10 protein-coding genes are annotated in these 11,017 nt (G+C 65.6%); 5 read left to right on the top strand and 5 right to left on the bottom strand.

The window, feature by feature from the left end:
- Positions 1-11 precede the first annotated feature (11 nt).
- Complete coding sequence (locus EPD82_RS08825; protein ID WP_141056442.1) at positions 12-959, bottom strand: TAXI family TRAP transporter solute-binding subunit; 948 nt, start codon at positions 957-959, stop codon at positions 12-14.
- A 179-nt stretch (positions 960-1,138) separates the two neighbouring features.
- Between EPD82_RS08825 and leuE the strand changes: the two genes are divergently transcribed.
- Entirely contained in the window at positions 1,139-1,801 is a 663-nt protein-coding gene (gene leuE / locus EPD82_RS08820; RefSeq protein WP_055423049.1) for a leucine efflux protein LeuE, read from the top strand.
- A gap of 16 nt (positions 1,802-1,817) precedes the next feature.
- Here leuE and gyrB read toward each other — a convergent pair whose 3' ends face one another.
- Genes gyrB through dnaA form a run of 3 tightly spaced genes read right to left on the bottom strand, consistent with a single transcriptional unit; the run spans position 1,818 to position 7,008 of the window.
- On the bottom strand, positions 1,818-4,304 hold the full coding sequence (gene gyrB, locus EPD82_RS08815; protein ID WP_141056441.1) for a DNA topoisomerase (ATP-hydrolyzing) subunit B: 2,487 nt from the start codon (positions 4,302-4,304) through the stop codon (positions 1,818-1,820).
- A 58-nt stretch (positions 4,305-4,362) separates the two neighbouring features.
- On the bottom strand, positions 4,363-5,478 hold the full coding sequence (dnaN, locus tag EPD82_RS08810) for a DNA polymerase III subunit beta (protein ID WP_055423051.1): 1,116 nt from the start codon (positions 5,476-5,478) through the stop codon (positions 4,363-4,365).
- A gap of 27 nt (positions 5,479-5,505) precedes the next feature.
- Complete coding sequence (dnaA, locus tag EPD82_RS08805) at positions 5,506-7,008, bottom strand: chromosomal replication initiator protein DnaA (RefSeq protein ID WP_055423052.1); 1,503 nt, start codon at positions 7,006-7,008, stop codon at positions 5,506-5,508.
- Between the two features lie 246 nt (positions 7,009-7,254).
- Between dnaA and EPD82_RS08800 the strand changes: the two genes are divergently transcribed.
- Genes EPD82_RS08800 through EPD82_RS08785 form a run of 4 tightly spaced genes read left to right on the top strand, consistent with a single transcriptional unit; the run spans position 7,255 to position 10,246 of the window.
- The gene (locus EPD82_RS08800; RefSeq protein WP_055423053.1) at positions 7,255-8,034 is read left to right on the top strand and encodes an ABC transporter substrate-binding protein; all 780 of its coding nucleotides are present in this window, start codon (positions 7,255-7,257) and stop codon (positions 8,032-8,034) included.
- Positions 8,035-8,052: 18 nt separating this feature from the next.
- Entirely contained in the window at positions 8,053-8,742 is a 690-nt protein-coding gene (locus EPD82_RS08795) for an ABC transporter permease (RefSeq protein WP_055423054.1), read from the top strand.
- Positions 8,739-9,437 carry an ABC transporter permease gene (locus EPD82_RS08790; RefSeq protein WP_141056440.1) on the top strand — a complete coding sequence of 233 codons (699 nt, stop codon included), beginning with the start codon at positions 8,739-8,741 and terminating at the stop codon, positions 9,435-9,437. The genes EPD82_RS08795 and EPD82_RS08790 overlap by 4 nt, the downstream gene beginning before the upstream one ends.
- Before the next feature lie 44 nt (positions 9,438-9,481).
- Entirely contained in the window at positions 9,482-10,246 is a 765-nt protein-coding gene (locus tag EPD82_RS08785; RefSeq protein ID WP_028875250.1) for an ABC transporter ATP-binding protein, read from the top strand.
- A 6-nt stretch (positions 10,247-10,252) separates the two neighbouring features.
- Here the strand turns inward: EPD82_RS08785 and yqeC are convergent, their stop codons facing one another.
- Positions 10,253-11,011 carry a selenium cofactor biosynthesis protein YqeC gene (yqeC, locus tag EPD82_RS08780; RefSeq protein ID WP_141056439.1) on the bottom strand — a complete coding sequence of 253 codons (759 nt, stop codon included), beginning with the start codon at positions 11,009-11,011 and terminating at the stop codon, positions 10,253-10,255.
- Positions 11,012-11,017: the final 6 nt, after the last annotated feature.

Here is an 11,017-nt window from a genome sequence, read left to right as displayed (position 1 = left end):
GTGCCCCTCCTTCAACGGATCAGGCCGACTTCACGGTAATAGCGCTCCGCCCCCGGATGCAGCGGGATCGGCAGACCCTTGGTGGCCTCTTCGAGCTTGATTCCCTTGGCTGCGGTATGGGCGGCCACGAGCTCGTCGAGATGCTCGAACATCGACTTCGTTATGCGATAGACCACCTCTTCCGGCACCCCGCTGTGCGTCACCAGAATGTTGCGCACCGCCACCGTCGGGACGTCCTGATCCTGCCCGCTGTAGGTACCGGCCGGGATCACCGCCGGCTGGTAGGCCGGATCGCCGATCTTGGTCACGACCTCCGGCGGCACCGGGACGACGACGATGGGCACATTGGTCGCCAGGTCACGGATCGAAGAAACGCCCAAGCCGGCCGACTGCAAGGTGGCGTCGAGCTGGCGGTTCTTCATCAGTTCGACCGATTCGCCAAAGGGGAGGTATTCCACCTTGCCGAGATCGGCGTAGGACAGTCCCGCGGCGGCGAGGACGGCGCGCGCATTGAGCTCGGTGCCGGAGCGCGGCGCTCCCACCGACAGGCGCTTGCCGCGCAGATCCTGCAGGGTACGGATGCCGGATTCCTTGCTCGCCACGATCTGGATATAGTTTGGATAGATCGCCGCCAGCGCCCGCAGCTTGTCGAGCTTCTGTTTGAAACCGGCTTCCTCGTTCCCCGTCCATGCTTGGGTGACGGCATCGCCCAGCGAGAAGCCCACTTCGCCGCGGCCGGCCTGCAGCAGGTTGAGATTCTCGGCGCTCGCCTTGGTCGCCTGCACACTCGTCTTGGCGCCGGGAATGGCTTCACTGTAGATCTTGGAAAGGGCCACCCCCAGCGGGTAATAGACGCCGCTCGTGCCGCCGGTGAGCACGGTGATGTAGGTCTGCGCCTGGGCCACGGCAGCGCAAGTGCACAGCGCCAGCGCAGCGATGAGGTGACGGATCGCACCCATGGTCTTCCTCCTCTGGTCGATGATCGGGCCGGTCTGGCGCCGGCTCAGGTTCTCTTTTTAGCAGCACTGCTGGGGGCGGTCAAGCGCCACCGCGTTTTTTAGACGACGCCTGTGGTCTTACCCGACGGCGGCGAGATCGGTTAGCATGAGCGTCGTCGGAATTTCTTGCGGATCGAACCATGTCGCTCGGTATCGTCGACTATTCCACCTTTCTGATCGGCACCATCTTCATCATTTTGCTGCCGGGGCCCAATTCGCTCTACGTGATGACCACGGCCTCGCGCCATGGCGCGCGCGCCGGCGCCCGGGCGGCGCTCGGCGTACTTGTGGGGGATACTGTGCTGATGTTCGCGGCGGTGTTCGGCGCCGCCTCGCTCTTGAAGCTCGTGCCGGCGCTCTTTCTCGGTCTGCGGCTCGCGGGGGCGGTTTATTTGTGCTGGATCGGCCTGCAGCTGATGCGCGCCGCCTGGCGGGCGAGCCAAGCCTTGCGCCGCGGCGAGGCGATCGCCACGCCCGAAGAAGAAGTGCGCACGGGGGCTTTGCACCCCTTCCGTTCGGCCTTGCTCATCAGCCTGATGAACCCCAAGGCCATTCTCTTTTTCTTTTCCTTCTTCATCCAGTTCGTGGACCCTCAGGCGGAGTATCCGCTCCTCGCCTTCCTGGTGCTGGGGGTGTCGGTGCAGCTGTGCAGCATGACCTATCTCGCCACCCTGGTGCTCGCCGGCGCCAAACTCGCCGCGGCCTTCCGCCGACGCCGGCGGCTCGCCATCGGCGGCACCGGCGCGGTGGGGGCGCTCTTCGTCGCCTTCGGGATGAAGCTCGCGACGGCAAGCCTCGAATGAGGCGCCGTCGCCGGTCTCACACGTCGATGTTGCGGGCGTAGAGCGCGTTCGTCTCGATGAAGGCGCGCCGCGGCTCGACCTGCTCGCCCATCAGGGTGGTGAAGATCTCGTCGGCAGTGATGGCGTCCTCGATCTGCACGCGCAGCAGCCGCCGCACCGCCGGGTCCATGGTCGTCTCCCACAGCTGCTCGGGGTTCATCTCGCCCAGTCCTTTGTAGCGCTGCTTGACGAGGTTGCGCTCGACTTCGGCGAGGAGCCACTGCACCGCCTCGGCGAAACTGCCCACCGGCTGGCTTTTTTCGCCGCGGCGCACCTGCGCCCCCGGACCGACGAGATCGGCCAGCGTCCGGGCGGCCTCGCGGATGAGGCGCCAGTCGTGCGAGGCGAGGAAATCGGGGTCGATGCGCGAGCGCCGGGCGTTGCCGTGGTGCATGCGCGTGAGCTCCAGCACCCACTCCTCGCTCTCTTCGTCGAACACGGCTTCGACTTCCAGCGCTCCCTCGAGCACGGCGCGCAGCCGCTCGGCACTGGCCAAGGCCGCTTCCTGGCTGGAGAGGTCGAGGGCGACGTCGTTGGCGAGAAGCGTGCGCAGCGCCTGCGCGTCGATGCGCGCGGCGTGACGGGAGATGAGCGATTCGGCCAGCAGATACTGGCGCGCCAGACCGGCGAGCGTCTCGTCACGCAGCGGTTCGGCTCCTTCGCGCGGCAGCAGTTCCGCTCCGTCGAGGGCGAGCCTGAGCAGGTGCTGCTGCAGCTCCTGGTCGTCCTTGAGGTAGAGCTCGGTCTTGCCGTGCTTGATCTTGTAGAGCGGCGGCTGGGCGATGTAGATGTGGCCGCGCTCGACGAGCTCGGGCATCTGCCGGTAGAAGAAGGTGAGCAGCAGGGTACGGATGTGGGCGCCATCGACGTCGGCGTCCGTCATGATGATGATGCGGTGGTAGCGCAGCTTCTCCGGCTTGTATTCGTCCTTGCCGATGCCGGTGCCCAGCGCCGTGATGAGGGTGGCGATCTCCTGGCTTTGCAGCAGCTTGTCGAAGCGCGCCTTCTCCACGTTGAGGATCTTGCCCTTGAGCGGCAGGATGGCCTGGAATTTGCGGTCGCGCCCCTGCTTGGCCGAGCCGCCGGCCGAATCCCCTTCGACGAGGAAGAGCTCGCACAGCGCCGGATCCTTTTCCTGGCAGTCGGCGAGCTTGCCGGGAAGCCCCACGCCGTCGAGCAAACCCTTGCGCCGCGTCATTTCACGCGCCTTGCGCGCCGCCTCGCGCGCCCGCGCCGCCTCTACGATCTTGCCGCAGATCGTCTTGGCGTCGTTGGGGTTTTCCAGCAGGAATTCGGCGAGCTTGGCCGAGACGATCTCTTCGACCGCCGGGCGCGCCTCGGAGGAGACGAGCTTCATCTTCGTCTGGCTCGCGAACTTAGGGTCGGGCATCTTCACCGACAGGACACAGGCAAGGCCCTCGCGCATGTCATCGCCCGTGATCTCGACCTTGGCCTTCTTCGCGATCTCCTGCTCTTCGATGTAGCGGTTGATGACGCGCGTGAGCGCGGCGCGCAGCCCCGTGAGGTGCGTGCCGCCGTCGGGCTGCGGGATGTTGTTGGTGTAGCACAGCACCTGTTCCTGGTAGCTGTCGTTCCACTGCATCGCCACCTCGACGGCGATCTCCACTTCGTGCCCCACGTCCTGCGGCACTTTCACCACCCCCTGGGCGTGGAAGATGTGGGGATGGATGGGCTGCTTGTTGCGGTTGAGGTATTCGACGTAGCCGCGCACCCCGCCGGAGAAGGCGAAATCCTCCTCCTTGCCGGTGCGCTGGTCGATGAGCTTGATGCGCACGCCATTGTTGAGGAAGGAGAGCTCGCGCAGGCGTTTGGCGAGGATGTCGTAATGGTATTCGACGGTGCCGAAGATTTCCTCGTCGGCGAGCCAATGCACCTCGGTGCCGCGCTTGGTGGTCGGCCCCAGTTCGCGCATCTTGCGCACCGGGATGCCGTCGATCACTTCCTCGTCGAACACGGCCGGTACGCCGCGGTGGAACTCCATGAAGTACTTCTTGCCGTCGCGCCGCACCGTGAGCCGCAGCCACTTGGAGAGCGCGTTGACGCAGGACACACCCACGCCGTGCAGCCCGCCGGAGACCTTGTAGCTGTTCTGGTTGAACTTGCCGCCGGCGTGCAGCACGCACATGACGATTTCGGCGGCGCTGCGCTTGGGCTCGTGTTTGTCGTCCCACTTGATGCCCACCGGGATGCCGCGGCCGTTGTCGATCACCGACACGGAGTTGTCGGCGTGGATCGTCACCACGATCTCGTCGCAGTAACCGGCCAGCGCCTCGTCGATGGCGTTGTCGACCACCTCGAACACCATGTGGTGCAGACCGGTGCCGTCGGAGGTATCGCCGATGTACATGCCGGGACGCTTGCGCACGGCCTCCAGCCCTTCGAGCTGCTGGATGGCGGATTCGTCGTAGGTTTCGCTGGGAGTTTTCTGCACGTCTCGGCTCATGACGGAAATTCTTTCCTCGTATCGATGAAATGTCTGACAGATTTTTCTTGCTGCGGTTCTACAGGCGCATCGGCATCACGACGTATTCGAAGCCTTCGTCCTCGGGGACGGTGATGAGCGTGGCGGCGTTGCCGTCCTTGAGCGACAGATGCACGACCTCGTTGGTGAGCGCCCCCAGCACGTCGAGCAGATAGCCGACGTTGAAGCCGATTTCCAGCGGTTGGCCGTCGTAGGCGATCTCGATCTCCTCGACCGCCTCTTCCTGCTCGGCGTTGTGGCTCGACAGGCGCACCAGGCCCGGGGAGAAGGAGAGTTTGACCGGGCGGATCTTGTCGCTGGCAAGGATCGCCACGCGCTGCAAGGACTGCTGCAGCTCGGTACGCACGAAGGAGACGCGGATGGGGTGATCCTTGGGAATGACGCGGCGGAAGTCGGGGAAGCGCCCGTCGATGATCTTGCTGAGGAATTCGGTGTCCTTGAAACGAAACACGATCTGTTTGTCGGCGATGCGCACTTCCACCGTCTCGTCGCTGTCGGCGAGCAGCCGCTGCAGTTCGCCCACCGCCTTGCGCGGTACGATGGCTTCGCGTGCGCCAGACAGGGGCTCGGAGAGCGGCTGGGCGCAGTGGGCGAGGCGGTGGCTGTCGGTGGTGACCACGTCGAGCCGGTCGCCCTCGGCGGCAAAGAGCATGCCGACGAGGTAATAGCGGATGTCCTGCTGCGCCATGGCGTAGGAAGTGAGCGCGATCAGCCGCCGCAGCTCGCGCTGGGTGAGCCGCATCGGCGCGTCTTCTCCCTGCGGTGCCACCAGGCGGGGGAATTCTTCGGCCGGCAGCGCCTGCAGCGTGAAGCGGCTGCGGCCGCAGCGCAGCACCAGGCGGCTGTCGCCGTCGCGCTCGAGCCGTATCACCGCGCCTTCGGGCAGGCTGCGCAGGATGTCGAGCAGCTTCTTCGCATTGACGGTGAGCCTTCCCTCTTCACCCGGCAGCTCGCTCGCGTCGATGCGTACGGCGAGCTGCATCTCGCCGTCGGTGGCGGTGAGGCCGAGGCGGCCGGCGTCGCGCTCGAGCAGCACGTTGGCGAGGATGGGCATCGTCTGGCGTTTTTCGACCACGCCGCTCGCGGCCAGCAGCGGTTGCAGCAGCTGGTCGCGGGTCGATTCGAGAAAAAGCATTCGGTCTCTCTCCTGCAATGAAAGTCTTCAGCCGCGCAGCACCTGCAGCAGCACGTGGACGTCGTGGTTGAGCTGGGGGTCGGTCAGCCGCAGCTCGTTGATCGTGCGGTAGGCGTGCAGCACCGTCGTGTGGTCGCGCCCGCCGAAGGCCTCGCCGATGGCCGGCAGCGACAGCGGCGTGAGCTCCTTGGCGAGCCACATCGCCACCTGGCGCGGCCGCGCCACCGCGCGCGTGCGCTTCTTCGAGTGCATGTCGGCGACCTTGGTCTTGTAGTAGTCGGCCACCGTCTTCTGGATGTGCTCGACGCTGAGCTGGCGGTTGTAGGCGTGCAGGATGTCCTTGAGCGCCTCCTTGGCCAGCTCCAGCGTGATCGGCTGGCTGTGGAAGTTGGCGAAGGCCACCACCTTGTTGAGCGCGCCTTCGAGCTCGCGCACGTTCGAGCGCAGGTTCTTGGCGATCAGGAAGGCCACGTCGTCGCCCACCTGCACGCCCAGCAGTTGCGCCTTCTTCTGCACGATGGCCACCCGCATCTCGAGCTCGGGCGGTTCGATCTGCACCGTCAGGCCCCAGTCGAAGCGCGAGATGAGCCGGTCTTCCAGCCCTTGGATGTCTTTGGGGTAGGTGTCGCAGGTGATGACGATCTGCTTGTGCGCCTCGGTGAGGGCGTTGAAGGCGTGGAAGAACTCTTCCTGCGTGCGCGCCTTGTTCTGGAAGAACTGGATGTCGTCGATGAGCAGCACGTCGAGCGAACGGTAGTAGCGCTTGAAGGCGTCGAAGCTCTTCTGCTGGTAGGCGCGCACCACGTCGGCATAGTAATCTTCCGCGTGCACGTAGCGGATCACCACGCGCGGGTCGGTGCGGAAAATGGCATTGCCGATGGCATGGATGAGGTGGGTCTTGCCCAGGCCGACGCCGCCGTAGACGAAAAGGGGGTTGTAGGAGGCGCCCGGATTGTGCGCCACCTGCATGGCCGCGGCGCGGGCCAGATCGTTGGCGCGGCCGGTCACCAGGGTGTCGAAGGTCGCCGCCGGGTTGAGCCGCGTGCGCTCGTAGAGGGCTTCGAGGGTCGAGGAAGGAGCGACGTCCTCGGCAAGCGGCAGAGGGCGGCGTTTCGGGGCGCTGCGACCGGGCCTGGGCTTGGGTTCGGTGGAACTCTCCTCTGCCGGCGACGCAGCAGGGGGGGATTCCTGAGCCGCCGCCGCGGGCGTCTCGGTCGCGTCGGTCGATGAAGGGACTTCGGCGGATGCGGCACGGGAGGGGCGCGGCGGCGTTCCCCCTTTGGTCGCCGCGCCCAGCTGCAGTTCGGCCTGGGCGATGCCGAGCTCGGCGAGATGCTCGGCGATCTTGGGCCAATAGCGCTCGCGCACCCACTGCAGGATGAAGCGGTTGGGGGCGAGCACGCGCAGCCGCACCCCTTCGCCGCCTTCCTCGGGTTCGGCGCTCAAGGCGCGGATCCAGGTGTTGAATTGCTGCGCCGGCAGCGAGGCACGCAGACGCTCGCAGCAGGCGGTCCACGCTTCGTGACTCAAGGAAAGCCCTCTGGATGGATTGACGATGCTCGAGGGGGTATTCTAACCCGTCCACGCCGAAAGGGGAGTTATCCACAGGATGGGCGAAATCGCGGCGCACGCAGCAGCCCAAGCCAAGGTATTGGTAAAATGAGCGGCCTTTATCCCCTGAGGCCCTTCTTCGGCCGACGGCGGGAAACTTACGGGCGTGACATCGATCGATGCATCGATGCGTTTTTTCCACACCTCCCTGTGAAGGAGCCGGTCATGAAAAAGCTCTTCTTGTTGTTCGGCGCGCTCTTATGCTCGCTCGCTTCGGGTGCGGCGATGGCCGAGGACAAGCCCTTGCGCATCGGCATCGAAGCCGCCTATCCCCCCTTCGCCTACAAGACGCCCGAGGGCAAGCTCGCCGGTTTCGACTACGACATCGGCAACGCCCTGTGCGAGGAGATGAAGGTCAAGTGCCAGTGGATCGAGCAGGAGTTCGACGGCCTGATCCCTGCGCTGAAGGTGCGCAAGATCGACGCGGTGATCTCTTCGATGTCGATCACCGACGAGCGCAAGAAATCGGTCGATTTCAGCAAGAAATACTACTACACCCCCGGCCGCCTGGTGATGAAGGCGGGCAGTGAGGTGAAGGATCCCCTGGTCGATCTGAAGGGCAAGAAAGTCGGCGTGCAGCGCGCCACCATTTTCGACCGCTATGCCACCGACGTCTTCGCCCCGGCCGGCATCGAGGTGGTGCGCTACGCATCGCAGGAAGAAGTCTTCCTCGACCTCGTCGCCGGGCGCATCGACGCTTCGCTCGCCGACGCGGTGAGCATCCAGTTCGGCTTTCTCCAAACCGATGCCGGTAAAGGGTTCGCCACGGTGGGGCCGGCCTTCACCGACCGGAAGTATTTCGGCGAGGGTATCGGCGTGGCGGTGCGCAAGGGCGACACGGCGCTGGTGGAGAAATTCAACGCCGCCATCGACGCGATCCGCGCCAACGGCAAGTACCAGCAAATCGCGAAGAAATACTTCGATTTCGACATCTATGGCGAATGAGCCCATGGGAGATGGGCGATGAGCGGCGGCTATTGGCTCACCATCGTCGAAGGCAGCTGGCTGACGCTGCACCTGGCGCTGGGCTCCATGGCGCTGGCCGTGGCGCTGGGGCTCGCGGGGGCGGGAGCGCGGCTCTCGCCGCTGCGCCCGCTTGCCTGGCTCGGTGAAGCCTACGCCACCGTGATCCGCGGCATCCCGGATCTGGTGATGATTCTTTTGGTCTATTTTGGCGGTCAGGATCTCGTCAATCGCGCCGCGGCGCTCGTCGGTCACGAAGACTACATCGACATCGACCCGTTCGCCGCCGGCGTGGCCACCCTGGGATTCATCTTCGGTGCCTATCTGTCGGAGACCTTCCGCGGAGCCTTCCTCTCCATCCCCAAAGGGCAGGTGGAGGCCGGATTCGCCTACGGCATGAGTCGCTGGCAGGTGTTCCGCCGCATCCTGTGGCCGGAGACGGTGCGCCTGTCGATTCCCGGCATCGCCAACAACTGGCTGGTGCTCATCAAGTCCACCGCCCTCGTGTCGGTGCTGGGCCTGCCGGACATGATGTTCCACGCCAAGCAGGCGGGGGACGCCACGCGCCAGCCCTTCACCTATCTGCTGCTCGCCGGGGCGCTCTACCTGGCGATCACTAGCGTGTCGCTGCTCGCACTGCGCGTGATCGAGAAGCGGTTCTCCCTGGGCGTACGGGAAGTGCAGCTGTGATCCTCGATTTTTCCGTCATCTGGGAGAATCTGCCCCAGTTCCTGCACGGCGTGGGCGTCACGCTGCAGCTGCTCTTCGTGTCGCTCGCCGTGGGCTTCGTCTGGGCGGTGCCGCTTGCGCTGATGCGGGTGTCGGGTTCGCCCTGGCTCAACCTGCCCGTCTGGTTCTATACCTACGTGATCCGCGGCACGCCCATGCTCGTGCAGCTCTTCCTGCTCTATTACGGCGTGGCGCAGTTCGAGGCCGTGCGCGCGAGCCTTTTCTGGCCTTGGCTGTCGGACGCCACTTTCTGCGCCTGCCTGGCGTTCGCCATCAACACTTCCGGCTACACCGCGGAGATCATCGCCGGTTGCCTCAAGACCACCCCGCCGGGTGAGATCGAGGCGGCGCGCGCCGCCGGCATGTCGCGCCTGCAGATGTACCGGCGTATCCTCCTGCCTTCGGCGCTGCGCCGGGCGCTGCCGCAGTACAGCAACGAAGTGGTGATGATGCTGCACGCCACCAGCATGGCTTCGCTCGTGACGCTCGCCGACATCACCGGCGTGGCGCGCACGATCAGCGCGCAGTATTTCCTGCCCTTCGAGGCTTACCTCACCGCCGGCGCCTTCTATCTCGTGCTCACGTTCCTGTTGCTGCAGCTCTTCAAGGCCGCCGAGCGCCGCTGGCTCGCCCACCTGCGGCCGCAGCGTCGCTGAACCATTTTCCTGTCGCCAGACCCGATCCGCAAGGCGAACCATTCATGGTCAAACTCGAAGTCGACGATTTGCACAAGCGCTATGGGGCGCACGAAGTCCTCAAAGGGGTTTCGCTCAAGGCCGACGCCGGCGACGTCATCAGCGTCATCGGCTCGAGCGGTTCGGGCAAGAGCACCCTGCTGCGCTGCATCAACCTGCTCGAGCAGCCCAACGCCGGGCGCATCGTGCTCGACGGCGAAGAATTGCGGCTCGTGCCGGCCAAGGACGGCACCCTGCGCGCGGCCGATCGCAAGCAGCTGCAGCGCATCCGCTCGCGCCTGGCCATGGTCTTCCAGCATTTCAACCTGTGGTCGCACATGACCGCGCTGGAGAACGTGATCGAGGTGCCGGTACACGTGCTGGGCGTGCCAAAAAAGGAGGCGATCGAGCGCGCCGAGCATTACCTCGCCAAGGTCGGCGTGGCGCACCGCAAGAACGCCTATCCCTCGCACATGTCCGGCGGCGAGCAGCAGCGCGTGGCGATCGCCCGGGCGCTGGCAGTGGAGCCAGAGGTGATGCTCTTCGACGAGCCGACCTCGGCGCTGGACCCCGAGCTCGTCGGCGAGGTGCTCAAAGTGATGCGCGACCTCGCGCAGGAGGGCCGCACCATGATCGTGGTCACGCACGAGATGGGCTTCGCGCGCGAGGTGTCCACGCACGTCATGTTCCTGCACCAGGGGCTGGTCGAGGAAGAGGGCAACCCGCGCGAAGTGCTGGCGCGCCCGCGCAGCGAGCGGCTGCAGCAGTTCCTTTCGGGGAATTTGAAGTGAGGCGTTTCAGCGCAGCACGACCTCCACGAGGTAGCCGGGCTGTTTGAGGCTCGTGAGCACGAAGCGCTCGAAACGCGGACAGGCGGCAAGCGTCGCCGCGGCGATCGCGCGGGCAGCGGGCAGGAGGCGATCGTCGTCGACCATGTTGAGCACGGGGATCACGCGTTTTCCCGATGTGCCTTGCAATAGCCCGTTTTCATGCGTGTAGAGCGCGACGAAGTCGGCGATGGTCACCGGCTCGCCGAGGGCGCGTCCGGTGAGGGCGGAGACGCGCTCGGGGCGATGCGCGATCGCCTCGGAGAGGGGCTGTCCCAGCGCCTGGAGCGAGAGGACGAGGAGCACCGTGTCGGTCGCTTCGGGCAGGCTCGGTTCGTGCGGCGCCGGGGCCTTGAGGAGCCGCGAGCGGGCGCCGTCGGCCTTCACCAGCGTGAGATCGAACCTGCCTTCGCGGTGCAGCCGGTCGATGCGCGCACCGGACACCGCTGCTACCCGCCCCGGCTTGTCCGAGGGCGTGGCATAGGCCACTTTCCGCCCGCGGCTTGCGCGTACCTTTTCTTCGAGTTCGTCTTCGGGGGCGACGAGGATCTCAGCACCCAGTTCCGGGCCGAAGGAGGTGATGAAGGTGGTGGTGGTGAGGGCCACGCGTCCCGGGTGGGCGGCGAAGATCTGGTAGAGCGAGGTCTTCTTGCCGCCTGCGCCAACGGCGGCGAGGATGCCGCGCCGGGCGCCCAGCGCTTCGAGGAGCTCGGTTGCTCGTTCGCTCATTGGAGA

It is taken from the genome of Tepidiphilus succinatimandens (genome assembly GCF_006503695.1).
In the GTDB taxonomy this organism is placed as follows: Bacteria; Pseudomonadota; Gammaproteobacteria; order Burkholderiales; family Rhodocyclaceae; genus Tepidiphilus; species Tepidiphilus succinatimandens.
Note: the sequence above shows the minus strand (reverse complement) of the source record. Positions and strands in the feature narration are given on the sequence as shown.

What these genes read in the sequence shown, in the direction of transcription:
- EPD82_RS08825 (WP_141056442.1), bottom strand. Translation starts at nt 959, where the DNA reads ATGGGTGCGATCCGTCACCTCATCGCTGCGCTGGCGCTGTGCACTTGC.
- leuE (WP_055423049.1), top strand. Translation starts at nt 1,139, where the DNA reads ATGTCGCTCGGTATCGTCGACTATTCCACCTTTCTGATCGGCACCATC.
- gyrB (WP_141056441.1), bottom strand. Translation starts at nt 4,304, where the DNA reads ATGAGCCGAGACGTGCAGAAAACTCCCAGCGAAACCTACGACGAATCC.
- dnaN (WP_055423051.1), bottom strand. Translation starts at nt 5,478, where the DNA reads ATGCTTTTTCTCGAATCGACCCGCGACCAGCTGCTGCAACCGCTGCTG.
- EPD82_RS08800 (WP_055423053.1), top strand. Translation starts at nt 7,255, where the DNA reads ATGAAAAAGCTCTTCTTGTTGTTCGGCGCGCTCTTATGCTCGCTCGCT.
- EPD82_RS08795 (WP_055423054.1), top strand. Translation starts at nt 8,053, where the DNA reads ATGAGCGGCGGCTATTGGCTCACCATCGTCGAAGGCAGCTGGCTGACG.
- EPD82_RS08785 (WP_028875250.1), top strand. Translation starts at nt 9,482, where the DNA reads ATGGTCAAACTCGAAGTCGACGATTTGCACAAGCGCTATGGGGCGCAC.
- yqeC (WP_141056439.1), bottom strand. Translation starts at nt 11,011, where the DNA reads ATGAGCGAACGAGCAACCGAGCTCCTCGAAGCGCTGGGCGCCCGGCGC.